Here is a 25,046-nt window from a genome sequence, read left to right as displayed (position 1 = left end):
GGGGGGGGGGGGGGGCGGGGGGGGGGGGGGGGGGGGGGGGGGGGGGGGGGGGGGGGGGGGGGGGGGGGGGGGGGGGGGGCCCCCCGGGGGGGGGGGGGGGGGGCGGCCCCCCCCCCCCCCCCCCGCCCTCGTGCTGCTGCTTTCGGTCCTACTCGTCCGCGCCTGCGGCGGCGGTGCCACCGAGGTCGGCCGGGACGGCGTCCGGCACGGTCGCCGGCCGGTCCGCGCCCGTGAAGATGAGCTTGGACTTGTCGATGTCCTCCGGATCGCCCTCGCAGTCCACCACCACGATCTGACCCGGGATCAGCTCGTTGAAGAGGATCCGCTCGGACAGGTTGTCCTCGATGTCGCGCTGGATCGTGCGACGCAGCGGACGCGCACCGAGCACCGGGTCGAAGCCCTTCTTCGCCAGGTACTTCTTGGCGTTGTCGGTCAGCTCCAGACCCATGTCCTTGTTCCGCAGCTGGCCCTCGATGCGCTGGATCATGATGTCGACGATCGACAGGATCTCCAGCTGGCGCAGCTGGTGGAAGACGATGGTGTCGTCGATCCGGTTGAGGAACTCAGGCCGGAAGTGCTGCTTGAGCTCGTCGTTGACCTTCTGCTTCATCCGGTCGTAGTTGGACTCGGAGTCCTCCGACGCCTGGAAACCGAGCGAGACCGCCTTGGCGACGTCGCGGGTGCCCAGGTTGGTGGTCAGGATGATGACCGTGTTCTTGAAGTCCACGATCCGGCCCTGACCGTCGGTGAGCCGACCGTCCTCCAGGATCTGGAGCAGCGTGTTGAACACGTCCGGGTGGGCCTTCTCGATCTCGTCGAAGAGGACCACCGAGAACGGCCGACGCCGCACCTTCTCGGTCAGCTGGCCGCCCTCGTCGTAGCCGACGTAGCCGGGAGGGGCACCCACCAGCCGGGAGACCGTGTAGCGGTCGTGGAACTCGGACATGTCCAGCTGGATGAGGGCGTCCTCGCTGCCGAACAGGAACTCGGCGAGCGCCTTGGAGAGCTCGGTCTTACCGACACCGGACGGGCCGGCGAAGATGAACGAGCCCGACGGACGCTTCGGGTCCTTCAGGCCGGCCCGGGTGCGCCGGATCGCCTTCGAGACCGCCTTGACCGCGTCCTCCTGGCCGATGACGCGCTTGTGCAGCTCGTCCTCCATGCGCAGCAGGCGCGAGGTCTCCTCCTCGGTCAGCTTGTAGACCGGGATGCCGGTCCAGTTGCCGAGCACCTCGGCGATCTGCTCGTCGTCGACCTCGCTGACGACGTCCAGGTCACCGGCCTTCCACTCCTTCTCCCGCTGGGCCTTCTGGCCGAGGAGCTGCTTCTCCTTGTCGCGCAGCTGGGCGGCGCGCTCGAAGTCCTGCGCGTCGATCGCGGACTCCTTGTCGCGACGCACCTGGGCGATGCGCTCGTCGAAGTCGCGCAGGTCCGGCGGCGCGGTCATCCGGCGGATCCGCATCCGGGCGCCGGCCTCGTCGATCAGGTCGATCGCCTTGTCCGGCAGGAAGCGGTCGGAGATGTACCGGTCGGCCAGCGTCGCGGCGGCCACGAGGGCGGCGTCGGTGATGCTGACCCGGTGGTGCGCCTCGTAGCGGTCGCGCAGGCCCTTGAGGATCTCGATGGTGTGGGCCAGCGACGGCTCACCCACCTGGATCGGCTGGAAGCGGCGCTCGAGGGCGGCGTCCTTCTCCAGGTGCTTGCGGTATTCGTCGAGCGTGGTCGCGCCGATGGTCTGCAGCTCGCCACGGGCCAGCATCGGCTTGAGGATGCTCGCCGCGTCGATCGCGCCCTCGGCGGCACCCGCGCCGACCAGGGTGTGGATCTCGTCGATGAAGAGGATGATGTCGCCGCGGGTGCGGATCTCCTTGAGCACCTTCTTGAGGCGCTCCTCGAAGTCACCGCGGTAGCGGGAACCGGCGACCAGCGCACCGAGGTCGAGCGTGTAGAGCTGCTTGTCCTTCAGCGTCTCGGGCACCTCGCCCTTGATGATCTTCTGGGACAGCCCCTCCACCACGGCGGTCTTGCCGACGCCGGGCTCACCGATCAGGACCGGGTTGTTCTTGGTGCGGCGGGAGAGCACCTGCATGACCCGCTCGATTTCCTTCTCGCGCCCGATGACCGGGTCGAGCTTGCCCTCGCGGGCGGCCTGGGTCAGGTTGCGGCCGAACTGGTCCAGCACGAGGCTGGTGGACGGCGCGGCCTCGCCCGGCGTGGCGCCCGCCGCGGCCGGCTCCTTGCCCTGGTAGCCGGAGAGCAGCTGGATCACCTGCTGGCGGACCCGGTTGAGGTCGGCGCCGAGCTTGACCAGCACCTGGGCGGCGACGCCCTCGCCCTCGCGGATCAGGCCGAGCAGGATGTGCTCCGTGCCGATGTAGTTGTGGCCGAGCTGCAGCGCCTCGCGCAGCGACAGCTCCAGCACCTTCTTGGCCCGCGGCGTGAACGGGATGTGCCCGCTCGGCGCCTGCTGGCCCTGGCCGATGATCTCCTCGACCTGCTGCCGCACACCCTCCAGGGAGATGCCGAGGCTCTCCAGAGCCTTGGCGGCGACGCCCTCACCCTCGTGGATCAGGCCCAGCAGGATGTGTTCCGTACCGATGTAGTTGTGGTTGAGCATCCGGGCCTCTTCTTGGGCCAGGACGACAACCCGTCGCGCTCGGTCGGTGAACCGCTCGAACATGCCCTCGTGCTCCTCACGTGCCGTGCGCACTCGATCTTGATGGTCAAGAAGTCGTGGCGGGGCCGGTGCGCGGACGACCGGGACGGGCGTCCGTGCCTCCTTACTCTATCGCCGCGGACCGACTCCGCTGAGGTCGTGTGTCCCCGTCGGAAGCCGTGTACGCGTCGTTTTGCACAACCGTCCGCGCTCAGGGGGTGTTCCGGTACCCCTGCCTGTACGCGCAGAGCGAAATTCGACCCCGGTCGTGGACCCGTCGTGCGGGTCACGCCGGTGCCGACGCGGCCCGGATCCGGGCCGTCCGGGAGTCGTCCACAGGCTGTGGACAGACTCTCCACCGGCTGTGGACAACGACCGTCGGGACGGAATTCTTCCCGCTCGGACGCCCCCGCGGGCGGATACGGCGACGCCGGCCCGGAGCCACCCCGCGGATACGGCGACGCCGGCCCGGAGTCGTGCTCCGGCCCGGCGTCGGTGTCGCCCGTCGGCGGTCCCGGTCAGTGACCGGCCTTCGCGTGGTACTCGTCGACGATCTCCTGGGGGATCCGGCCCCGGTCGGAGATGTCCTTGCCGGCCTTCTTGGCCCAGGCGCGGATCGCCTTGTTCTGCTCCCGGTCGGCGGTGGCGCCACCCCGGCCGCGCGCGGCCCGGCCGCCGACGACGACGCCACCCCTGCCCACCTTGGTGCCGTGGGCGATGTACGAGGCGAATACGTCGCGCAATTTCTCGGCGTTGGAGCTAGACAGGTCGATCTCGTACTGAACGCCGTCGAGCGCGAACTTGACCGTCTCGTCAGCGTCCCCGCCGTCCAGGTCATCGACCAGCTTATGAATGATCTGCTTGGCCACGTCCCACATTCCTTTCGAGCAGGGTGCTCCTGCAAACTGTAAGCACAATAACCCGCGCGGCGCTTGCCGCGTCAATAGGATGCGGTAACGACCCGGTGGAGATGCGCGGCTACTCCGGGCGAACCAGGGGGAAGAGGATGGTTTCCCGAATTCCCAGGCCGGTGAGCGCCATCAAGAGCCGGTCGATTCCCATTCCCATACCCCCGGCCGGCGGCATTCCGTACTCCATCGCCCGGAGAAAGTCCTCGTCCAGCCGCATGGCCTCGTCGTCGCCGCGGGCGCCGAGCTGGGCCTGGGCCACCAGCCGCTCCCGCTGCACCACCGGGTCCACCAGCTCGGAGTACGCGGTCCCCAGCTCGAAACCGAGCACGTAGAGGTCCCACTTCTCGGCCAGCCCGGGCTCGCTGCGGTGCGCCCGGGTCAGCGGGCTCGTCTCCTCCGGGTAGTCGCGGACGAAGGTGGGCGCCTGGAGGCTCGGCACCACCAACTCCTCGAACAGTTCCTCCGCGAGCTTGCCCGGCCCCCACTTCGGGTCGACCGCCAAACCCACCTTGTCGGCGTACTCCACCAGCCGGGCGCGCTCGGTGCGCACCGTGACCTCCTCGCCGAGGGCCTCGGAAAGCACCCCGAAGAGGGTCACCGAGCGCCACTCGCCGCCGAGATCGAACTCCCGGCCGTCGGCGTGCGTCACGACGGTCGAGCCGCTGACGGCGATCGCCGCCTGCTGCACGAGATTCCGGGTCAGCTCGGCCATGGTGTCGTAGTCGCCGTACGCCTCGTATGCCTCGAGCATCGCGAACTCGGGCGAGTGCGAAGAGTCGACACCCTCATTACGGAAGTTGCGGTTGATCTCGAAGACCCGGTCGACGCCGCCGACGACGGCCCGCTTGAGAAACAGTTCCGGCGCGATTCGCAGATACAGATCGGTGCTGAGTGCATTGCTGTGGGTCACGAATGGCCGGGCCGCCGCGCCGCCGTGCAGCAGCTGGAGCATCGGGGTCTCCACCTCGATGAAGTCCCGGCCATGCAGCGAGTCGCGCAGGCTGCGCACGGTCGTGGCCCGGGTACGCACCATCTGGCGGGCCTGCGGCCGGACGATCAGGTCCACGTAGCGCTGCCGGACCCGGGCCTCCTCGCTGAGCGGCTTGTGCGCCACCGGCAGCGGGCGGAGCGCCTTCGCCGTCACCGCCCACTGCTCGACCAGCACGGACAGCTCCCCGCGCCGGCTGGTGATCACCTCGCCGGTCACCCCGACGAGGTCACCGAGGTCGACCAGGCGCTTCCAGTCGTTGAGCCGGTCGGGGCCGACCCGGTCGAGGGAGAGCATGGCCTGCAACTCCGTGCCGTCGCCGTCCCGGAGGGTGGCGAAGCAGAGCTTGCCCGTGTTGCGCACGAAGATCACCCGGCCGGTGACCGAGACCTGGTCCCCCGTGGCGGTGTCGGTGGGCAGCTCGGCGTACTTCTCGCGGATCTCGGCCAGCGTGCTGGTCCGGGGGAATCCGATGGGGTACGGCTCGACGCCCTCGGCGAGCATCCGGTCCCGCTTCTCCCGGCGGACCTTCATCTGCTCGGGAAGGTCGTCGGCGGGATCGACTGGCACGGGGTTCTGCTCGGTCACGGCACGCTTCCTCAGAAGGAGATTTCGGGCGGGGTCAGGCCCCGAGCGTACTCAAGGCCCCAGCGAGGCGTTACGGGATAACCCGCCCGCATGACCGGCCCCACTCGCGCCCTCCCCGGCGGCCGGGTTCAGACGTTGCGCTCGTAGACCATCCGCAGGCCGATCAGGGTGATCATCGGCTCGTGGTGGGTGATCGTGCGGCACTCGTTGATCACGAGCGAGGCCAGCCCGCCCGTGGCGATCACGGCGCTCACCTCGCCGATCTCCTCGATCATCCGCTCGACGATCCGGTCCACCTGCCCGGCGAAGCCGAAGTAGAGGCCGGACTGGAGGCACTCGACGGTGTTCTTGCCGATCACCGATCGGGGCTTTGTCGCCTCCACCTTGCGCAGCTGGGCGGCCCGGGCGGCGAGCGCGTCGAAGGAGATCTCGATGCCCGGGGCGAAGGCGCCGCCGAGGAACTCGCCCCGGCCGCTGATCACGTCGAAGTTGGTGGTGGTGCCGAAGTCCACCACGATCGACGGCCCGCCGTAGAGGGTGTACGCGGCCAGGGTGTTGACCACCCGGTCGGCGCCCACCTCCTTCGGGTTGTCGATGGCGAGCTGCACCCCGGTGCGCACCCCCGGCTCGACGATCACGCTCGGCAGGTCCGCGTAGTAGCGGGCGAGCATGTTGCGCAGCGAGCGCAGCGCGGCCGGGACCGTGGAGCAGGCCGCGACGCCGGTGATCTCGACGGCGTCGGCGGCGAGCAGGCCCCGGAACTTCAGGCCCAGCTCGTCGGCCGTCGCCCGCGCATCGGTCTTGATCCGCCAGGAGTGCACCAGCTTGTCGCCGTCGAAGGTCGCCAGCACGGTGTTGGTGTTTCCGATGTCGATGCAGAGCAGCACGCTCGCAGCCTAGACAACGCCCGGCCGCTGGTTCACGCGGTGCGCAGGTCCATGGCGATGTCGAGGATCGGCGAGGAGTGCGTCAGGGCCCCGACCGACAGGAAGTCGACGCCGGTCGCCGCGTACCGCGCCGCCACGTCGAGGGTCAGCCCGCCGGTCGCCTCCAGCTCCGCCCGGTCCCCCACCAGGGCGGCCACCTCGGTGAGCATCTCCGGGGTCATGTTGTCCAGCAGCAGGAAGTCCGCGCCGGCCTCGACCGCCTCCACCGCCTCGGCGACCGTGTCCACCTCGACCTGCACCGGCACGTCCGGGAAGGTCTCCCGGACCCGCCGGAAGGCCGCCGTGATGCCGCCGGCCGCGAACTTGTGGTTGTCCTTGATCATCGCGACGTCGTGCAGGCCCATCCGCTTGTTCGTGCCGCCGCCCGCGCGGACCGCGTACTTCTCCAGGGCGCGCAGGCCCGGGGTCGTCTTGCGGGTGTCCAGCACCATCGCCTTGGTGCCGGCCAGGGCGTCCGCCCAGGCCCGGGTGTGGGTGGCGACCCCGGACATCCGGCAGAGCAGGTTGAGCGCCGTGCGCTCGGCGGTGAGCAGCAGCCGGGTCGGGCCGGTCACCGTGGCCAGCACGTCGCCGCGCGCCACCCGCTCGCCGTCGCGGGCCACCACCGACACCTCGACCGTACGACCGGCGCCGGTCGCCTCGCCGACCAGCTCGAACACGGCAGCCGCCACGGCCAGCCCGGCCACCACGCCGTCGGCGCGGGCCACCAGGTCGGCCGTGTCGGTCTGCCCGGCCGGGATGGTGGCGACGCTGGTGACGTCCAGCAGGTCCGGGCCCAGGTCCTCGGCGAGCGCGGCCTCGACCGTCCGCCGCACCTGTGCCGGATCCAGGCCGGCGTCCCGCAGTGCCCGTTCCGTCGACTCCGTCATCGGGTTCCCTCCCACGCTTGCGTCAGCCGGCCCTGCGCCCCGACCGCGGCGACCAGGTGGCCGTGCCACCGCTCGTCGGCCGTCGGGAAGTCCTCCCGCCAGTGGCAGCCCCGGGTCTCCCGGCGGGCGTACGCGGCGGCGACCAGCGCCGACGCCACGGTGATCAGGTTCGTCGCCTCCCAGTCGGCCGTCCGGGGCCGGCCCCGGCCCTCGCCGAGCCCGGTCAGCACGCCGGCGGTCGCCGCGAGGGTCTCCGCCGAGCGGAGCACGCCCGCGCCCCGGGTCATCGCCCGTTGCAGCGTCGGCGTCGCCTCGGCCGGCACCACCCAGCCCTCGCCGCCCACCCAGGCGCCCGTCGCCGCCGGCTGGGCCTGCTCGGGCAGCCCGGCCGCGACGTCCTCGGCGATCCGCCGGGAGAAGACCAGCCCCTCCAGCAGCGAGTTGCTGGCCAGCCGGTTGGCGCCGTGCACGCCGGTGCAGGCGACCTCGCCGCACGCGTACAGCCCGGGGATGGAGGTGCGGCCGCGCAGGTCCGTGCGGACGCCGCCGGAGGCGTAGTGCGCGGCCGGAGCGACCGGGATCAGATCGGTCCCCGGGTCGACCCCGATGGCCAGGCAGGACGCGACGATGGTCGGGAAGCGCCGGGCCAGGAAGTCACCGCCCAGGTGCCGGGCGTCGAGGAACACGTGGTCCGCCCCGGTGGCCAGCAGGACCCGGTGGATGCCCTTGGCCACCACGTCCCGGGGCGCCAGCTCGGCCAGCTCGTGCTGCCCGACCATGAACCGCTTGCCGTCGCCGTCGACCAGGTGGGCGCCCTCGCCGCGCAACGCCTCGGAGACCAGCGGCTGCTGGGCGTGCCCGGCGCCGGGCACGCCGGCGCCGGCCGGGGTGATCAGCGCGGTCGGGTGGAACTGGACGAACTCCACGTCGGTCACCGCCGCGCCGGCCCGCATCGCGAGGGCCACCCCGTCCCCGGTCGACACGGCCGGGTTGGTGGTGGCCGCGTAGATCTGGCCCATCCCGCCGGTGGCCAGGACGACCGCCCGGGCCAGGATGGCGCCCACGCCGTCCTCGCTGCCCTCGCCGAGCACGTGCAGGGTGATGCCGCAGGCCGGGCCGAGCCCGTCGGGGCCGTCACCGGGGGCGCGCAGCAGGTCCAGCACCAGGGCGTGCTCCACCAGCCGGATCCAGGGGTCGCGGCGCACGGCGGCGTGCAGGGCGCGCTGCACCTCGGCCCCGGTGGCATCGCCGCCGGCGTGCACGATCCGGTCGGCCCGGTGCCCGCCCTCGCGCGTCAGCATCAGCGAGCCGTCCGGATTGCGGTCGAACTCCGCCCCGATCCGCATCAGCTCGCGCAGCCGGGTGGGGCCCTCCTCGACCAGCACCCGCACCGCCGCCGGGTCGCAGAGCCCGACGCCGGCGATCTCGGTGTCCGAGGCGTGCGCGGTCGGGGTGTCCTGCGGGTCGAGCACGGCGGCGATGCCGCCCTGCGCCCAGCGGGTCGACCCCTCGTCGATGTCGACCTTGGTGACCACGGTGACGTGCAGCCCCGCCTCGCGCAGGTGCAGCGCGGCGGTCAGGCCCGCCACCCCGGAACCGACCACGATCACGTCGGTGGTCTCCACCCAGCCGGGCGCGGGGGCGGCCAGCAGTCTGGGCAGCGCCGGCAGGTCGACGGTCGGAAGGTCCATACCCACAGTCAACCCGAAGGGTCCTCGCGGGGGGCGGCGGGGGCGGGACGAGTGGTTTGGGCCATGGGGTCCCGAGCCGGGCGGGCCGGCCGGCGGCGCCACGCGTGGGCCCGCCCTGCGTGGGCCGGCGCGCGCTACCGCGTCCGGACCGGGAGGGCCGCCGGGCCCGCGCCCCGCAGCGAGCCGGTCACCGTACGGTCGTCGAGCCAGAGGTAGCAGCGGACGCCCCGGTCGCCGACGCGCCACCGGCCCTGCCCCGGCGGACGGACCACCACCCCGCTGCGGAAGCGCAGGTCGGCGTCGTCGGGCACCCCCACGTAGCGGCCGAGCACCGAGCGGCAGCCGGCGTACAGCGGGGCCCAGTCGGCGGCCCGGGTCGGGTACGGGCGGTCGGGCGCCCGCCACACCCCGACGAACTCGGCGTCGTGCCGGGTGGCGCAGTCGACCGGGAGCAGCGTCCGCACCGACCCGCCCCGGGAGCGGGCCTGCTGGCAGCCCAGGCGGAGCGGGGACGGCCCGCGCAGCGCGTCCCGGAGGCTGCCGGTGCGGACCACCACCGTGCCGGCGGCCTCGACGGTGCTCACCTCGGTCAGGTCGCACCGGTACCAGCGGGCGCCCGTCGTCCAGCCCGCCCAGGACGGCACCGCCACCGCCAGCCGCAGCCGCCCCGCACGCCAGTCGGCGCCCACGTGACCGGTCGCCCGGGCGTCGCAGTCGGCGAAGGCGCCCCGCAGCTCGGCCGAGCCGCCCGGCGGCGGGGCGGGCCGCCCGGCCGGGAAGGTGCCCACGTGCACGGTCTCGACCCGGTGCGGCACGGCGCAGTCCACCGGCGCGTACGCCGCCAGGGTCACCACGTCGACGAAGTCGGCGACCTGGCACACCCCGGTGGCCGGGGTGAAGGGCCCGGCGGCGGGTGGGGCCGCCCAGTCGTCGACCAGGTCACCGTCCAGCCCGCCGGCATCGGCGCAGCCGGCCAGGAGCGCGGCCGTGGCGACGGCAGCGAGCAGGGTGGTCATCGCACGGCGCACAGCGGCCTCCCCCAGCCACCCGCGTCTATCGACGGGCAACCAGACTACCCAGGGATGACCTTCCGGTGACAGACCGCACGCACGCCCGCTTCCCGCCCCTCCAGGGTCCTGCGGTCACGAAGGGTACGAAAGCCCGCAGAATGCCGCCGGAGGGGGCGGGCGGAAGGCGGAAACGGTCGGGTCAGACGGCGGCGGCGAGGGGATTGGGGATCGGGGCGCCGGCGGTGCCGGGTGCGGCGGTCGTCGGGTCGGCGTTCAGCTCGACGACCCGGTTGTCGGCGTCGACGTGCACGACCCGCGGCCGGTAGGCGCGGGCCTCGGCGTCGTCCATCTGCCCGTACGAGATGAGGATGACCAGGTCTCCCGGGTGCACCAGGTGGGCGGCGGCGCCGTTGATGCCGATCACGCCGCTGCCCCGCTCGCCCGGGATCACGTACGTCTCCAGCCGCGCCCCGTTGGTGATGTCCACGATCGCCACCTGCTCGCCGGGGATCAGGTCGGCGGCGTCGAGCAGGTCCTCGTCGACGGTCACCGAGCCGACGTAGTGCAGGTCGGCCTGGGTCACCGTGGCCCGGTGGATCTTCGACTTGAGCATGGTGCGCAGCATCGGGATGCCTTTCGCGGAAGGTGGCGGGGGCGGGGTTCAGGAGCGGGGGGCGAGCCGGATCGCCGCGTTGTCGATCAACCGGGTGGCGCCCACCCAGGCGGCCACGAGCAGCCGCGCCGGTCCGGACACCGGCCCCGGTTCCAGGTCCGGGTCGGTGAGCACCAGGTAGTCGAGGCGCGCGCCGGGCGTACCGGCGCCGAAGGCCGCGTGCGCGGCGGCGAGCACCGCCCCCGCGTCACCGCCCCCGTCGGCGGCCGCGGCCCCGGCCCGCAGCGCCGCGGACAGGCTCAGCGCGGCCTCCCGCTCGGCCGGGGACAGGTAGCGGTTGCGGCTGGACAGGGCCAGCCCGTCCGGCTCCCGTACGGTCGGCACGCCGACCACCTCGACCGGCACGTCGAGGTCCCGGGCCATCCGCCGCACCAGGGTCAGCTGCTGGTAGTCCTTCTCGCCGAAGAACGTCAGGTCGGGGCGGGTGAGCTGGAGCAGCTTCAGCACCACGGTGAGCACACCGTGGAAGAACCCGGGGCGGCTCTGCCCCTCCAGGTCCTCCCCCAGCGGGCCCGGGTTCACCCGCACCCGGGGCTGGCCGTCCGGGTACATGTCGGCCACCGAGGGGGCGAAGACCACGTCCGCGCCCGCCCGCCGGCAGATCTCCAGGTCGGCGTCGAGGGTGCGCGGGTAGCGGTCGAAGTCCTCGTTCGGGCCGAACTGCAACGGGTTGACGAAGATCGTGACGAGCACGTGGTCGGCCTGCTCCCGGGCCGCCCGCAGCAGCGTCTCGTGCCCGGAGTGCAGCGCGCCCATGGTCATCACGACGCCGACGGTGCCCTTGAGCCCGTCGCGCGCCGCCGCCAGCTCGGCGCGGGTGTGCACCAGTTCCGTCACCTGTCCCCCTCCGTCCGCCGTCGGCCCGGTCATGCCGCCACCTCGCGCCGGTCGCCGGCGAGCACGCCGAGCAGCGACTCCGCGTCGACCGGCCGCAACCGGCCCGCGGCGATCGCCCGGTCGGCCGTACGCCGGGCCAGGGCCAGGTAGGGCGCCATCGACTCGGGGGCGGTCGCGGCGAGCCGGGCCAGGTGCCGCTCGACCGTGCCGGCGTCGCCCCGGGACACCGGCCCGGTCAGCGCGTCGTCGCCGAGGCGCAGCGCGTTCTCCAGGGCGGCCCGCAGCAGCGGGGCGAGCACCTTCTCCGGCTGGGCCACCCCGGCGTCGCGCAGCCGGTCGGCCGCCTCGTTGACCAGGGTCACCAGGTGGTTGGCGCCGTGCGCCAGCGCCGCGTGGTAGAGCGGCCGGTCCGCCTCGCCGACCCACTCCGGCACCCCGCCGAGGTCGGCGACCAGCCGGGCGGCCAGGGGGCGCAGCTCCGCCGGGGCGGTCACCCCGTACGAGATGCCGGCCAGCCGGGCCAGGTCGTCCGGCGTACCGGTGAAGGTCATCGCGGGGTGCAGGGCGAGCGGTCGGGCGCCCGCCGCGGCGGCGGGGGCGAGCACGGCCAGCCCGTGCGCGCCGGAGGTGTGCGCGACCACCTGGCCGGGGCGCAGCGCGCCGCCGTCGGCCAGGGCGGCGACCACCCCGGCGAGCGCGTCGTCGGGCACGGCGAGCAGCAGCAGGTCGGTGGCCGCCCGCGCCACGGCGGCGGCGGAGCGGCGGGGCGCGTCGGGAAGCAGCAGCGCGGCCCGGGCCCGGGAGGCGCCGGACCCGGCCGTGACGGCGACGACCCGGTGGCCGGCGGCGGCGAGTGCGGCGCCCAGCACGGTGCCGACCCGGCCGGAGCCGACGACGCCGACGGTGAGGAGACGGGGGGTTGCGGCCGGCGGTACGGCGGCCCCGTGGGGGGCGGCCGGGCGCGGGCGCGGGGGTGCACTCATGGGCGACGATCCAGTCCTCGAGAAGGGGTACCGGTCGATGGCAAGTATGCGCCGGGGTCACGGAACCGGGACAAGGATGTGTGAAAACGTTCACCGGCGGTACCGGCGGCACGCCCGGGGATGGCACGTCCGCTCCGGCCGGCTGACCGTAGGGTCGGGCCGGTGACGCACGCCGTACGGCCGGCCGGTGGCGGGCAGGACAGGCAGCTCGGGAGGAACGAACTGATGCCGGAGCGCTGGCGGGACGCGATGGAACGGTCCCTCTACGGGCCGGGCGGCTTCTTCGTCTCCGGGTCGGGCCCCGCCTGCCACTTCCGCACCAGCGTGCACGCCTCCCCTGCCTTCGCCGACGCGCTGCTGCGACTCGTCGAGCAGGTCGACGCCGCCCTCGGCCACCCCGCCGACCTCCGCGTGGTCGACGTGGGCGCGGGCCGGGGCGAACTGCTGCGCGCGCTCTCCGCCGCGCTGGGGGTTGCCGGGGAGCCCGCCCGCTCCGGGCGGTCAGGCTTGATCCCTCCGCGGACGGGCTCCCCGGCAACCCCGACTCCCCCGGCCGCCGCCCGGCCCTCGGCCTCGGCCGACCCGTCGGCCGCCGGTTCCGCGCCCTCCGCGTCGGTTCCACTCGCCTCCCGGGTACGACTCACCGCGGTCGAGAAGGCCCCCCGACCGGCCGACCTGCCCGACGGGATCGACTGGCTCGACGAGATCCCCGACGGGATCACCGGGCTGCTGGTGGCCACCGAGTGGCTGGACAACGTGCCGCTCGACGTGACGGTGCACACCGCCGAGGGCTGGCGTTACCTGCTGGTCGACCCGGCCACCGGCGCGGAGACCGTCGGTGACCCGGTCGACCCCGCCGACGCGGACTGGCTGGCCCGATGGTGGCCGGTGCCGGCAGCCGGAAGCGACGGGACCGATCCGACCGGGTCGGGCTGCCCGGAACCCCTGACAGCAGTCAGAGCCGAGATCGGCCGGACGCGCGACGAGGCATGGGCGGACGCCGTGAGCCACGTCGACCGGGGGCTGGCGTTGGCCGTGGACTACGGGCACCTGCGGGACGGCCGGCCCGTGGACGGGACGTTGACCGGGTACCGGGGCGGGCGGCAGGTGCCCCCGGTGCCGGACGGGAGCCGCGACGTCACCGCGCACGTCGCCGTCGACTCGGTCGCCTCCGCCGGCGCCCGGGTCGCGCGGTGCGCGTACGACCTGGGGTCGCAGCGGGAGGCGCTGCGGGCGCTCGGGGCCGACGGCGGCCGCCCTCCGCTCAGCCTGGCCGCCAGCGACCCGGCCGGGTACGTGCGGGCGCTCGCCGCCGCGTCGGCGGTGGCCGAGCTGACCGACCCGGCCGGGTTGGGCGGGCACTGGTGGCTGCGGCAACCGGTCGGCGTCGACCCCGCGCGGTTCATGGCACGATGACGTCCATGACCACGGACGCCGGCGACCTCCGCGAGCTGACCGTCGGCACCGGGGCCGGCGGCGATCAGCTCGGCACCGACATGGTGCTCAACATCGGGCCGCAGCACCCCTCCACGCACGGCGTGCTCCGGCTCAGGCTGGTGCTCGACGGCGAGCGGGTGGTGGCCTGCGAGCCGATCGTCGGCTACATGCACCGGGGCGCCGAGAAGCTCTTCGAGGTCCGCGACTACCGGCAGATCATCGTGCTGGCCAACCGGCACGACTGGCTCTCGGCCTTCTCCAACGAGCTGGGCGTCGTGCTCGCCGTCGAGCGGCTCATGGGCATGGAGGTGCCGGAGCGGGCCACCTGGCTGCGGATGGCCCTCGCGGAGCTGAACCGGGTGCTCAACCACCTGATGTTCCTCGGCTCCTACCCGCTGGAGATCGGCGCGATCACGCCGATGTTCTACGCGTTCCGCGAGCGGGAGACCATCCAGGCGGTCATGGAAGAGGTTTCCGGCGGCCGGATCCACTACATGTTCAACCGGGTCGGCGGGCTCAAGGAGGAGATCCCCGCCGGCTGGACCGGCCGGGCGCGGGCCGCCATCGCCGAGGTCCGCCGGCGGATGCCGGACCTGGACAACCTCATCCGGCGCAACGACATCTTCCTGGCCCGTACGGTCGGCGTCGGGGTGCTCTCCGCGGCGGACGCCGCCGCGTTCGGCGCGTCCGGGCCCGTCGCCCGGGCCTCCGGCCTCGACCTCGACCTGCGCCGCGACGAGCCCTACCTGGCCTACGACCAGCTGGACGTGCCGGTCGTGACGAAGACCGCCGGGGACTGCCACGCCCGCTTCGAGGTGCTGCTCGACCAGGTGTACGCCTCACTCGACCTCGCCGAGCAGTGCCTGGACCGGGTGGACCGGCTCACCGGGCCGGTCAACACCCGGCTGCCGAAAGTGCTCAAGGCCCCCGAGGGGCACACCTACGCCTGGACCGAGAACCCGCTCGGCATCAACGGCTACTACCTGGTCTCCCGGGGCGAGAAGACGCCGTGGCGGCTGAAGCTGCGCACCGCGTCGTACGCGAACGTGCAGGCGCTGGCCACCCTGCTCCCCGGCTGCCTGGTGCCGGACCTGATCGCCATCCTCGGCTCGATGTTCTTCGTGGTCGGCGACATCGACAAGTGACCCGGCCGCCCACGCCCGCCCGGTCCCGGCGGGCGGCGCGGCGGCTGCCGGTCGGGGCGGCCGGTCGAGGTCAGCGCCAGCGGTCGGCGTTGCGGGCTCCGCCCGGGCGGGGCTCGTCGTCCTGCGGCGGGTAGCCGTAGGGCTCCTCCTGCTGCCGCCGGCCGTACCGCTGCGGCTCGGGCTCCGCCCGGCGGGTGCGGTGCGCCTCGGGCTGACCGGCGTCGTGCCGCGCCTCGGGCTGTTGTCCCCGCTGACGGGGCGCACGCCACTCGTCGGGCACCGGCACGCCGCCGGCCGGCAGGGCCGGGGCGCCGTCCGGCTCCGGCCAGCCGCCGCGCCACCCGTCGTCCGCCCGGTCCGGACCCCGGCGCGGCTCGTCCCGCCGGACCGACGCCCAGCGGTCCGCGACCCGGTACTCGGTGCCGGTGGCGTCCGCGTGCACTTCGGCACGCCGCTCCCCGACCCGCAGCTCCCGGCCCCGGTCGTCGTCGCGCACGGCGGCCCACCGGTCCCCGGCGCGCAACTGCGACCAGTACTCCCCGCTCTCCGCCCCCGCCTCGTCCGGCGGGTACGCCCGGCCACGCCCGCGCGCTTCGGCCGGCGCGTCCCAGCCCGGTGCCCCCGCGACGCCCCGACCCGGTTCGTCCCGCTGCTGTCCGCGCTCGTCGTGCCGCCCCGGCCACTCCCGCTCGTCGCGCCCGCCGGACCGCTGCCGGCCGCCGGGCTCGGCGGACCACTCCCGCTCGCCGGGCTCGGCACGGTCGTCCGGCTCACCCGGCCACGGCCGCTCCTCCTCCTGCTCCGGCGACCAGCGTCCCGCGTACCCGCCGCCGTAGCGGGCCCCTCGCTCACCGGAGACGGGCGCGGCGCCGTCCACGATGGTGTGCCGGGTGGTGACGTGCACGGTCTCGGTGTGCCGCACCACCCCGAGCGAACGGGCCGAGGGCTGGCTCGTCGGCTCCGCAGGCCGGGCCGCCCCGTACACCCCGGCCGTTCCGCCGGCGGCCGGCCGGACCGGGCCGTACCCACCGGCCGCGCCCGCTGCCGGCCCGTCCGTGTCGTACCCGGCGGCCGGGCCGGGCACGGGCCGGGCGGCACGCGGAGTCGGCTGCGGCCTGCCGGCGGGCTCCTCGTCGTGCCGGTCCGCGCGTCCCCGGCGGGACGCCGCGTCGTCCTGATCCGGCACCTGCCTGCGGCCGGCGACCGCCTCGTCGACGGACGCCCGGGCCCGGCCGGCGCCGGCCGGGGCGTCGACGCCGGCCAGCGCGACGCTGCTCGCGTCCAGCCGCCGACGCAGCGCGGCGACCTCTTCCTGTGCCCGCTGGGCGTGATCGAGCGCCTGGTTGCCGCGTTGAGCGGCGGCCACGATCTCCCCGCGCAACTCGCGGCGGAGTTCCTCGATCTCGTCCAGCAGCTCGTCGGTGCGGGCCGGGCCCGCGCCGTCGGCGCGCAGCGCGATCGACAGGCCGATCAGGACGACGGCCAGGATGGCCAGCACGGCGGCGAACCGCAGCGGGCCGTTGCCGTCGGCGACGAGCAGGATCAACGCCGCCACCGGCGCCAGGGCGACACCGATCCAGAAGAGGACGGTGAGCAGTGACGGACTGCGCTTGTCGGCGGGGGCGACCGGGGCTGGCATGGGTCCGGAGCCTACCGAGAGCTGCCCCGCCCAGGAAAGGGTGAACGGGGCATCCGGCATCTTCGCCGCCGATCGCCCCGCCCGCCGTCGACCGGCCGACTGCGCCGCCCGCCCGTCGGCCCGTCGGCCGCCGGTGGCACGGGGCCACCGGCGGCCGGTCGGGCATCAGCCGACGGCCAGTGCGCCGTCCGAGGAGAACACCAGGCCCACGCTCGCGGCCCCGGTCTTCAGCGCGTTCTTGGTCTGCGGGCCGCCCTGGTCCAGCGAGCTGAACGAGCCGGCCTTGAAGTCGTAGACCTGGACGAGCCCCGCCTGGCACTTCGGCCGCTGCGGGCACTCCGGCGGCCCGGCCAGCACCGTGGCCTGGCCCGAGCACTTGGCGGCCAGCTCGGAGAGCGTGCTGACGCCGTACTTGTCGGCGAAAGCCTTCGTCACGGCGAAGGCGTTCTGGTCCTGCGCGGCGGCGGGCGTGCCGAAGACGAGGCCCGCCTTGTCGCCGGCCGCCTTGAGCGCCGCGACGGTCTTCTCCAGCTCCGGCGAGGACACCGGCTGGGCGTCCTTGCCGTTGGCCTTGGTGTTGAGGAACTCGGCCATGGTCGCCGCGTACTCCGGGACGACCTGGATCTCGCCCTTCTCCAGGGCCGGCTCGTAGAGCTCGCGGTTGCCGATCTGCTGCACCTTGGCGTCATAGCCGGCGGCCGTCAGGGCGATCTTGTAGAGCTCGGCCAGGATCTGGTTCTCCGTGAAGTTGGCCGCGCCGATCACGATCTTCCCGCCGGGCCCCTTGGCGATGCCCGCGGTGACGCCGTTGGCCGCCGCGAACTCCTCGGCCGCCTTCTGGGCCGTCTTGCGGTCCACGTCGACGGCCTTGTTCAGCTGGATCAGCTTCGGCGTGTCGAGCGCGGCCGAGACCTTGTCCAGCGCCGCGATCAACTGCGGGTTGGCCGCGTCGGCGTTGACCGCCGGAATGACGTTGTCGGTGTTCTGGAGCTTCTTGTCGTCGTCGAGGACGACGAGCTGGTCACCGGCGACCGGCGCGCAGCCGGCGCCCGAGGCCGCCTGCTCCGGGGCGTCCGTGCCGGAGGAGCCGGCGTCACCGCAGCCGGTCAGCAGCCCCGCCGCGGCGAGGGCTCCCACCGCACCGACGGCCAGGCGTGTACGAGCGCGCATCAGTGCCCGCCTTCCGTGTCCCGGCGCGACCCTGCCGGGCCGGCCGCGTGTCCGACGGGCGATCTCCGTCCGGCCGCCCGCTGTGTCCCACGGGCGACTCGCGTTGCGGCCGCCCGGTTTCCCACCCCAACATCTTCCACGCGGGACCGACAACCCGAGGCGAGGTTTGTCACCGGATCGTCACCGGAAGTCAGCCGCGCCGACCCGTCATCGGGATGTTCCGGTCCGTGGCGTCGAGGCGTTCCGGTTCGTGGCGTCCAGGCGTTCCGGTCCCGGGCGTCGATGGCCGGGTACGGCCACGCGACCCGCCCGGCGCGGGAGGCCGGGGGTGGGCGGACGACGCTCAGCCGCCAGCCACCGCCTGCGCCGCCCGGCGGCGCGCCCGACGGCGGCCCGCCCGCAGCGGACGCGGCGTGACCAGCCGCTCGACCAGGGCCAGCACCAGTTCCAGCAGCATGGCGAGCCCGGCCACCAGCACGCCGCCGGCGATGATCTGGCCGCCGCCGGCGGCGATGTCCAGGCCGAAGCCCGCCCGGATGATCTGGCCCAGGCCGCCGCCGTTGACGAAGGACGCCAGCGCGGCGGTCGCCACCACCTGCACCGCCGCCGTGCGGAACCCGGCCGCCAGGTAGGGCACCGCCAGCGGCAGCTCGACGCGGCGCAGCAACTGCCACCCCGAGAAGCCCATCCCGCGCGCCGCGTCCCGGGCCTCCGGATCGGCCTGCCGCACCCCCGTGTACGCGTTGGCCAGCAGCGGCGGCACGGCGAAGACGGCCAGCGCGACCACCACCGACGGCCGGCCGAAACCGAGGAAGGTCAGCGGCAGGATGGTGAGCAGGGCGAGCGTGGGGATGGCGAGCGACACGTTGGACACCAGCACCACCAGGCCGCCGCCCCGGCCGGTGTGCCCGAGCCAGAGCCCGATCGGCCAGGCGACCAGGCAGCCGAGCGCCACCGCCGCCGCCGACATCGACAGGTGCTCGCCGAGCCGTTCCAGGACGCCGCCCGGGTTCGTCCAGTTCAGCGGGTCGTTGAGCCAGACCAGCGCCGCCTCGACCGGATTCACCGCGCCAACCTTTCGTTCGCGACTGCGGGACTCCGCTGCGCTACGTTCCTCGCGTTCACCGGGCCCGCTTCAGCCACGGCGTCAGCAGCCGGCCCGCACCGGCCAGGACCAGGTCGAGCACCAGGGCGAGCAGGACGCAGAGCAGCGTCCCCGTCATGATCTGCGCCTTGTAGAAGTTGTTCTGGAAGCCGGCGAAGATGAGCTGCCCCAGGCCGCCGCGCCCGATCACCACGCCCACGGTCACCAGGGCCACCGTGGAGACGGTCGCCAGCCGCAGCCCGGTGAGGATGCCCGGCAGGGCCAGCGGCAACTCGACCCGGAACAGCCGGCCCCAGCGGCCGTACCCCATCCCCTCGGCCGCCTCGCGGACCTCGGGGGGCACCTGGTTGAGCCCGGCGACGGCGTTGCGGACGATCACCAGCAGCGCGTAGAGGACCACCACGCTGAGCGCCGTCGCCGCGCCGATGCCCAGGTAGGGGGCGACGAACGCGAAGAGCGCCAGCGACGGCACCGTGTAGAGCACCCCGGTGAGGGCCAGGACCGGCCCGGCGAGCGAGCGGTACCAGTAGGCGGCCACCGCCAGCGGCAGCGCGATCAGGGCGGCGATCAGCACCGCGCGAGCGGTCAGCGAGGTGTGCTCACGCACGGCGGCGAGGATCGTGTCAGAGTTGTCCCGCACGTACTGCCAGGAGAACCACGGGTTACCCGGGTCGGCCCGGTAGCTCAGGCGGAAGGACATGTGTGGACGTTACCCCGGAGGGCACCGCCCCCGCCGAACCGCGCGCGGCGTCGATCACGCTCGAGGGCATCCGCAAGCGCTACCCGGACGGCACCGAGGCCGTACGCGAGCTGAGCCTGGACATCAGGGCCGGCGAGCTGGCGGTGCTGATCGGACCGTCGGGCTGCGGCAAGTCCACGGTGCTCCGGATGGTCAACCGCCTCATCGAGCCGACCGGCGGCCGGATCCTGCTCGGCGGCGAGGACGTCACCCGGGTCGACCCGGTCCGGCTGCGCCGCCGGATCGGCTACGTGATCCAGAACGTCGGGCTCTTTCCGCACCAGACGGTAAGCGCCAACGTCGCCACCGTGCCCCGGCTGCTCGGCTGGCCCCGCCAGCGCACCCGCAGCCGGGTCGACGAGCTGCTGGAAATGGTCGGGCTCGATCCGGCCACGTTCGGCCGCCGCTACCCGCACGAGCTCTCGGGCGGTCAGCGGCAGCGGGTCGGGGTCGCCCGGGCCCTCGCCGCCGACCCGGTGGTGCTGCTGATGGACGAGCCGTTCTCGGCCGTCGACCCGATCGCCCGGACCCGGTTGCAGGAGGAGTTCCTCCGGTTGCAGGCCGAGGTGCGCAAGACCATCGTGCTGGTCACCCACGACCTGGACGAGGCGGTCCGGCTGGGCGACCGGATCGCGGTGCTCTCCGAGGGCGGGCGCCTGGAGCAGTTCGACACCCCGGCCGCCGTGCTCGGCGCGCCCGCCACGCCCTTCGTGCGGCAGTTCGTGGGCGCCGACCGGGGCATCCGCCGGCTGGCGGTCACCCCGGTCACCGGCGAGGCCGTCGAACCGCTGCCGGAGACCGGGGTGGCCGAGCTGCCGACGATCCCGCTCGGCGGCTCGGCGTACGACGCGCTGGGGGTGCTGCTGACCTCGGCCGCGGACCGGGTCGTGGTGACCGACGGGGACCGGCCCGTCGGCGTGCTCAGCCGGGCGCGGCTGCTCGAACTGGGCGCGCCCGAGCGGTGAGGCAACAGCCCGGTCAGGCGCGCCCGCCGAGGCTGGCCGCGCCGATGATCCACCCGGACAGGAAGCCGTAGGTCGCGCCGGCGCCGCCGGCCTGGATCGCCGTGAGCAGCGACGGTTCCGGGCCGAGGAAGGCGGCGATCAGGGAGGCGAAGCCGCCGGCCAGGACGTACGCGGCCCAGCCGGAGAAGAACTGCGTCCCCGACCCCTGCACCCTGGCCACCTGCGAGGTGGGCAGCAGGTAGAGGAAGAGCGCCGCGAGGATGACCAGCAGGACGGCCCGCAGGTTCGCCACGAGCAGGTTGCCGGTCGCCCCGTCGCCGTTGAAGAGCCACGCCGGCCAGGAGAGCAGTTGCAGGTACCAGCCGCCGGCGGAGTTCGGGTCGGTGCCGGCGGCCCAGCCGACGTACGCCGGGCTGCCGCAGACCGCGACCAGGAGGAGCGCCGCGAGCGCGCCCGTGCCCGCCGCCGTCCCGTAGCGACCGCCGGTGCGTGACGGGTTGGTGAGCGCCATGATCGGCTCAGTTCCCGGCGGACCGCGGGGGGCAAACCTGCCCGGGGCCGGCGGTCGCCGTCACTGTCGCGGGTGCTTCATCAGGTAGTCGATGAACGCGGCCCGCAGCAGTGGCGCCGACTCCTCGTAGCCGTGCCCGGTCAGCTCCCGCCACAGCGCCGCAGCCTCGTCGATCGTCGGCCCGACCGAGTTGGGCGCGCCGTCGAGGACGGCGGCCTCGTCCGCGTTCGGCAGGTGCCGCAGCACGGACCAGAAGAAGCGCACGTCGTGGCGCTCCCGGGCGACCGCGAACGCCCGCTCCCGCAGCTCCTCGGTGGACAGCGCGTCGAGTCCCTCGAACGACGGGCCGGCGGAGGACGATGGTGTGTCGGTCATGCCGCCGAGCCTAACCGGCGAGATCACTCCCGGCCCGGTGGACGCGGCGCCGGCTCACCGCTCGTCGGCGTCCCACCGGCGCGGGCCGCTCTCCCAGCCGGGATCGCTCCACGGGTCCACCGGGCTCTCGGGGGACCGCCTCGGCACGGCGGGCGGCCAGTCGCCGACCGGGTCCGCCGGGGGCGCCGTCCAGCCCGCGCCGATCCGGCCGTCCCCGGCGGGGACCGGTTCCGCCGCCGCGCCGGTCGCCGGCCGCCCGTACGCCTCGACCAGCCGGGTGGCCAGCAGCCCGACGCCGAGCGCCGCCGCGCCGACCGCCCACCGGCTCACCGTCCAGCCCCGCGCCTGCGCGTACGCGGAGAAGACCGTGACCAGGCAGACCGCCAGCAGGGTGCCGAAGACGCCGCCCCGCCGGCCGTAGGCGCTGGTGCCGGCGAGCAGCGCCAGGCCGACCGCGAGCACCGTCCAGTCCAGCCCCGGGTCCGGCGCGACCGGGGCGGTGTCCCGGCTGGCCGTCAGCATGCCGGCCAGCGCGGCCAGGACCGTGGAGCCGACGAGCGCGCCGGAGGTGACGACCGCCGCCACCGCGCCCCGGCGGCGGGCGGGATCCACGACCGGGCGGAACCGGCCGACCACCCGGCGGACGGCCCGCACCGAGCCGAACAGACCGCCGAGCACCGCGACGGCCGCGAACCCGACGAAGAGGTGCAGGGCACCGCGCTCCGGGTCGTAGTCGCCCTGCGGCAGGACCGCCGCGGAGCGCTGCTGGATGTACACGACCACCCCGGCGGCGGCGGCCAGGGACGCGGCCCAGCCGGGCACGTGCAGCACCACCACGACCAGCGCCAGGGCGAGCCCGCCCAGCGCGGCGACCAGCAGGGCCGGGCCGGCGGCGGCGCTGACGCCCCGGTCGCCCTGCTCGGCGACGTGCAGCGCGGCGGCCACCGCCACGGGGCCGACGGCCAGGTTCACGGCGGCCGTACGCAGGGTCAGCCCGGCGGCCAGCGCCAGCAACCCGAGCACGACCGCGTCGAGGAGCAGGGAACTCAGCCCGTCGCCCCGCAGCGCGGCCGGTTCCTCCCGCCAGAGCAGGTACGCCAGGACGACCGACGCGGCCAGGAGCAGCAGCTCCCAGACCACGTGCACCGCGAACCGGTCGCGGCCGGGCTCACCGTGCGCCGGATCGTCGAAGACATTCTCCAGGACGGAGGCGGGGATGCCGGACGAGGGCTCGGGGGACGGCTCACGCCCCGGTTCGTCGTACCGCATGACGCCGCCTCCCACGTGGCCGCCGTCCAGCCAGGTCCGACGCGCGGGCGGACCGGGGCGGCGTTGCTCTCCGGTCGCAGGCACCGTACCCGCGCGGGAGGCCGGGCGTAACCCCCCGGGATCAGCGTGGGCCGGGGCGGCCCTCCCGGCCGCCGGGCTCGCGGTCCTCGTCGTCCTCCTGCTCGGGAACCCGGCAGGAGCGCTCCAGCCAGAGCGCCGCCCCCGTCAGCGCCAACCCGGCGAGCAGGCCGGCTCCGGCGATCGGTCGGTCGCCCATCGCGGCGTCGGTGCGCTCCACGAAGAGCCAGCCGGTCAGCCCGGCGTAGAACCCGGTGAAGATGGCACCGGCCAGCGCGGAGGCCTTGGCGAGCACCACGAACCGGGCCACCAGCAGCGGATTGACCGGCTCGCGGCCCGGCCGGCGCTCGATGCGCCCCCGGGTGTTCACGGCGGCGTACGCCTCCAGCACGGCCAGCGCGGCGAGCGTGACCACCGGCAGCCAGGGCAGCTCCGGCAGGTAGTCGTAGTAGAGGGTGCTGATCAGCAACCAGGCCACCGCGGCGGCGCCGAGGGCGGCCACCACCAGGGTGGAGATCCGGGTGGGGCCCATCCGGGACCGCTCGGGGCCCGTCCCGCCCGGTCGCGGGGACTGCGCCTGCGTCATGCCGGCCGGCTCCACTGGGTCATGCCGTCGACTCTATCGCCAGATCCGGCCGGGGGCGCAGATCCAGCGCGTCGTCGGCCACCGGAGAAGTGTTGAGCAGGTCGGTCAGCCAGCCGTGCCCGGGCAGCCGCCCGTACGGCTGGAGGTCGATCCACGGCCGCAGCACGAAGGCCCGCAGGTGGGCCCGGGGGTGCGGCAGAGTCAGCTCCGGGTCGTCGCTGAGCACCGGCTCGTCGCCGTCGGCCCACACGGCGATGACGTCCACGTCCAGGGTGCGCGGCCCGAAGCGCCGCTGCGGGTCGCGGGTGCGCCCGGCGGCGCGCTCCGCCGCCCGGGCGCGCTCCAGCCAGTCGTACGGGGTGGCGGCCGGGTCCTCGGCGAGCAGCGCGGCGTTCAGGTACGCGGGCTGGTCGGCGTCCCCCCACGGTGGAGTCTCGTAGACGCCGGAGACCAGGAGCACGCTGTCGCCGAACGTCGAGACGGCGGAGCGCAGGTGGGCGAGCCGGTCGCCGAGGTTGCTGCCCAGCGAGAGCAGGGCGCGGGTCACCGGTCCTGCCGCCGCGTCATCGTGACGGCCACGTCGGTGAAGGCGTGCGGGACGGGCGCCTCCGGCTTGTGCACGGTGACCGTGGCGGCCTCGACCCGGGGATCGGCCAGGCAGACGGCCAGCAGCCGGTCGGCGAGCGTCTCGATCAGGTTGACCGGCTCGCCGGTCACCACCGCGACCAGCCGCTCCGCCAGTTCGCCGTAGTGGACGGTGTCGCCCACCTCGTCGGAGCGGGCCGCCGGGGCCAGGTCCATCTCCAGGACGGCGTCCACCACGAAGTCCTGGCCCTGGGCGCGCTCGAAGTCGTACACCCCGTGCCGGCCGTGCGCCCGCAGGCCGGTCAGCTGGATCCGGTCGGTCATCGGTCTCCTCCGTGGTCGGCGGTGCGGTCCGCCCGGCCGGCGCCGGCGTGGGCCGCCCGGGCCCCACCGGTGGCGGCGGGCGCCAGGCGGGGCGCGCCCGTGGCCTGCCAGACGGCGAGGGCGTCCACGGTGGCCCGGACGTCGTGCACGCGTACGCCCCAGGCGCCGGCCGCCACCGCGAGCAGGCTGGTGGCGACGGTGGCCACGTCGCGGGCGTCCGTGGGGCGGAGGGTGCCGTCGGGCCCGGCCAGCAGCCGGCCCAGGTACGACTTGCGGCTGGACGCGAAGAGCAGCGGGAAGCCGAGGTCCAGCAGCTCGGACAGGCGGGTGCTCAGTTCCCAGTTGTGCGCGGCCGTCTTGGCGAAGCCGAGCCCCGGGTCGACGACGATGCGGTCGGCGCCGACCCCGGCCCGCAGCGCCTCGTCGACGCGGCGGCCCAGCTCGGCGCGTACGTCGGCGACCACGTCGGCGTAGCGGGCCAGCTCACCCATCTCCCGGGAGTGGCCCCGCCAGTGCATGAGCACCCATGGGCAGCCGGCGTCGCGGACCACCCGGGCCATGTCGGGGTCGGCGAGGCCGCCGGAGACGTCGTTGACCACGGCCGCGCCGGCGGCGAGGGCCGCCTCGGCGACCCGTGCGCGGGTGGTGTCGATGCTGACCGGCACGCCGGCGGCGGTCAGCTCACGGATCACGGGCACCACCCGGGCCGTCTCGGTCTCCGCGTCGACCCGGTCGGAGCCCGGCCGGGTGGACTCGCCGCCGACGTCCACCAGGTGGGCGCCGTCGGCCCGCAGCCGCACGCCGTGTCCGACGGCGGCGTCGAGGTCGGCGTACCGTCCGCCGTCGGAGAAGGAGTCGGGCGTGACGTTGAGGACGCCCATCACCACCGGGTCCGAGGCCCGTACCAGATCGGTCACGGCTAGACGGTACCGGTCGGCCGGAGCGCCCCGGGCGGACCGGGTCGA

Annotated in this window: 24 protein-coding genes; 3 read left to right on the top strand and 21 right to left on the bottom strand. The window is 74.5% G+C overall.

The features are described 5' to 3' along the window. Positions 1-148: 148 nt before the first annotated feature. The 10 genes from ACGFNF_RS23315 to ACGFNF_RS23270 form a co-directional block, all read right to left on the bottom strand. The gene (locus ACGFNF_RS23315) at positions 149-2,680 is read right to left on the bottom strand and encodes an ATP-dependent Clp protease ATP-binding subunit (protein WP_151456722.1); all 2,532 of its coding nucleotides are present in this window, start codon (positions 2,678-2,680) and stop codon (positions 149-151) included. Positions 2,681-3,174: 494 nt separating this feature from the next. Then, entirely contained in the window at positions 3,175-3,525 is a 351-nt protein-coding gene (locus ACGFNF_RS23310; protein WP_165947879.1) for an Lsr2 family protein, read from the bottom strand. A 109-nt stretch (positions 3,526-3,634) separates the two neighbouring features. Further along, complete coding sequence (gene lysS, locus ACGFNF_RS23305) at positions 3,635-5,143, bottom strand: lysine--tRNA ligase (RefSeq protein ID WP_393170582.1); 1,509 nt, start codon at positions 5,141-5,143, stop codon at positions 3,635-3,637. 128 nt (positions 5,144-5,271) lie between these two features. Next, a complete protein-coding gene (locus ACGFNF_RS23300) occupies positions 5,272-6,030 on the bottom strand; it encodes a type III pantothenate kinase (protein ID WP_132238666.1) in 759 nt (252 codons plus the stop codon). 32 nt (positions 6,031-6,062) lie between these two features. After that, positions 6,063-6,959 carry a carboxylating nicotinate-nucleotide diphosphorylase gene (gene nadC, locus ACGFNF_RS23295; protein WP_327029830.1) on the bottom strand — a complete coding sequence of 299 codons (897 nt, stop codon included), beginning with the start codon at positions 6,957-6,959 and terminating at the stop codon, positions 6,063-6,065. Beyond that, entirely contained in the window at positions 6,956-8,650 is a 1,695-nt protein-coding gene (locus ACGFNF_RS23290; RefSeq protein ID WP_357580800.1) for an L-aspartate oxidase, read from the bottom strand. The genes nadC and ACGFNF_RS23290 overlap by 4 nt, the downstream gene beginning before the upstream one ends. 134 nt (positions 8,651-8,784) lie before the next feature. Next, positions 8,785-9,666: a septum formation family protein gene (locus tag ACGFNF_RS23285; RefSeq protein ID WP_357580802.1), complete on the bottom strand. Its 882-nt coding sequence runs from the start codon at positions 9,664-9,666 to the stop codon at positions 8,785-8,787. Positions 9,667-9,859: 193 nt separating this feature from the next. Continuing rightward, positions 9,860-10,285: an aspartate 1-decarboxylase gene (panD, locus tag ACGFNF_RS23280; RefSeq protein ID WP_327029832.1), complete on the bottom strand. Its 426-nt coding sequence runs from the start codon at positions 10,283-10,285 to the stop codon at positions 9,860-9,862. Positions 10,286-10,321: 36 nt separating this feature from the next. After that, positions 10,322-11,170, bottom strand: a complete 849-nt coding sequence (panC, locus tag ACGFNF_RS23275; protein ID WP_357580803.1) for a pantoate--beta-alanine ligase — start codon at positions 11,168-11,170, stop codon at positions 10,322-10,324. 29 nt (positions 11,171-11,199) lie between these two features. Further along, positions 11,200-12,153, bottom strand: coding sequence for a Rossmann-like and DUF2520 domain-containing protein (locus ACGFNF_RS23270; protein WP_357580801.1), 954 nt, complete (start codon positions 12,151-12,153; stop codon positions 11,200-11,202). Positions 12,154-12,378: 225 nt separating this feature from the next. On the opposite strand from ACGFNF_RS23270, the gene ACGFNF_RS23265 reads away from it, so the two are divergent. Both ACGFNF_RS23265 and ACGFNF_RS23260 read left to right on the top strand, forming a co-directional pair. Continuing rightward, the gene (locus tag ACGFNF_RS23265; RefSeq protein ID WP_393170585.1) at positions 12,379-13,569 is read left to right on the top strand and encodes an SAM-dependent methyltransferase; all 1,191 of its coding nucleotides are present in this window, start codon (positions 12,379-12,381) and stop codon (positions 13,567-13,569) included. Continuing rightward, entirely contained in the window at positions 13,566-14,735 is a 1,170-nt protein-coding gene (locus ACGFNF_RS23260; protein ID WP_192581633.1) for an NADH-quinone oxidoreductase subunit D, read from the top strand. Before ACGFNF_RS23265 ends, ACGFNF_RS23260 begins: the two co-directional genes overlap by 4 nt. Before the next feature lie 70 nt (positions 14,736-14,805). Here ACGFNF_RS23260 and ACGFNF_RS23255 read toward each other — a convergent pair whose 3' ends face one another. The 4 genes from ACGFNF_RS23255 to ACGFNF_RS23240 all read right to left on the bottom strand — a co-directional run bounded on the left by ACGFNF_RS23255 (position 14,806) and on the right by ACGFNF_RS23240 (position 19,349). Then, entirely contained in the window at positions 14,806-16,374 is a 1,569-nt protein-coding gene (locus ACGFNF_RS23255) for a hypothetical protein (RefSeq protein WP_393170578.1), read from the bottom strand. Positions 16,375-16,539: 165 nt separating this feature from the next. Continuing rightward, positions 16,540-17,544 carry a glycine betaine ABC transporter substrate-binding protein gene (locus tag ACGFNF_RS23250; RefSeq protein ID WP_393170576.1) on the bottom strand — a complete coding sequence of 335 codons (1,005 nt, stop codon included), beginning with the start codon at positions 17,542-17,544 and terminating at the stop codon, positions 16,540-16,542. Positions 17,545-17,887: 343 nt separating this feature from the next. Continuing rightward, positions 17,888-18,610, bottom strand: coding sequence for an ABC transporter permease (locus ACGFNF_RS23245; protein WP_393170574.1), 723 nt, complete (start codon positions 18,608-18,610; stop codon positions 17,888-17,890). A 55-nt stretch (positions 18,611-18,665) separates the two neighbouring features. Further along, positions 18,666-19,349 (bottom strand): ABC transporter permease, encoded by a 684-nt coding sequence (locus ACGFNF_RS23240; RefSeq protein WP_357577918.1) that lies wholly within the window; start codon positions 19,347-19,349, stop codon positions 18,666-18,668. A gap of 2 nt (positions 19,350-19,351) precedes the next feature. Between ACGFNF_RS23240 and ACGFNF_RS23235 the strand changes: the two genes are divergently transcribed. Continuing rightward, on the top strand, positions 19,352-20,353 hold the full coding sequence (locus tag ACGFNF_RS23235; RefSeq protein ID WP_393170571.1) for an ABC transporter ATP-binding protein: 1,002 nt from the start codon (positions 19,352-19,354) through the stop codon (positions 20,351-20,353). 13 nt (positions 20,354-20,366) lie between these two features. Here the strand turns inward: ACGFNF_RS23235 and ACGFNF_RS23230 are convergent, their stop codons facing one another. The 7 genes from ACGFNF_RS23230 to folP form a co-directional block, all read right to left on the bottom strand. Next, complete coding sequence (locus ACGFNF_RS23230; protein ID WP_311413186.1) at positions 20,367-20,864, bottom strand: hypothetical protein; 498 nt, start codon at positions 20,862-20,864, stop codon at positions 20,367-20,369. 60 nt (positions 20,865-20,924) lie between these two features. Beyond that, on the bottom strand, positions 20,925-21,239 hold the full coding sequence (locus ACGFNF_RS23225) for a hypothetical protein (RefSeq protein WP_393170569.1): 315 nt from the start codon (positions 21,237-21,239) through the stop codon (positions 20,925-20,927). Positions 21,240-21,293: 54 nt separating this feature from the next. Continuing rightward, positions 21,294-22,508 (bottom strand): ABC transporter permease, encoded by a 1,215-nt coding sequence (locus ACGFNF_RS23220; RefSeq protein ID WP_393170567.1) that lies wholly within the window; start codon positions 22,506-22,508, stop codon positions 21,294-21,296. Positions 22,509-22,629: 121 nt separating this feature from the next. Continuing rightward, entirely contained in the window at positions 22,630-23,172 is a 543-nt protein-coding gene (locus tag ACGFNF_RS23215) for a DUF3180 domain-containing protein (RefSeq protein WP_132238636.1), read from the bottom strand. A 19-nt stretch (positions 23,173-23,191) separates the two neighbouring features. Beyond that, entirely contained in the window at positions 23,192-23,719 is a 528-nt protein-coding gene (gene folK, locus ACGFNF_RS23210; protein ID WP_393170565.1) for a 2-amino-4-hydroxy-6-hydroxymethyldihydropteridine diphosphokinase, read from the bottom strand. Then, on the bottom strand, positions 23,716-24,081 hold the full coding sequence (folB, locus tag ACGFNF_RS23205; protein WP_357577921.1) for a dihydroneopterin aldolase: 366 nt from the start codon (positions 24,079-24,081) through the stop codon (positions 23,716-23,718). The genes folK and folB overlap by 4 nt, the downstream gene beginning before the upstream one ends. Next, positions 24,078-24,998 (bottom strand): dihydropteroate synthase, encoded by a 921-nt coding sequence (gene folP / locus ACGFNF_RS23200; protein WP_393170563.1) that lies wholly within the window; start codon positions 24,996-24,998, stop codon positions 24,078-24,080. The genes folB and folP overlap by 4 nt, the downstream gene beginning before the upstream one ends. Positions 24,999-25,046 lie beyond the last annotated feature (48 nt).

Origin of the sequence: Micromonospora sp. NPDC048868 (assembly GCF_043198195.1) — a bacterium.
Classification (GTDB): Bacteria; Actinomycetota; Actinomycetes; order Mycobacteriales; family Micromonosporaceae; genus Micromonospora; species Micromonospora reichwaldensis.
The sequence above is the reverse complement of the archived record's forward strand: the minus strand, read 5'-3'. Positions and strand labels throughout refer to the sequence as shown.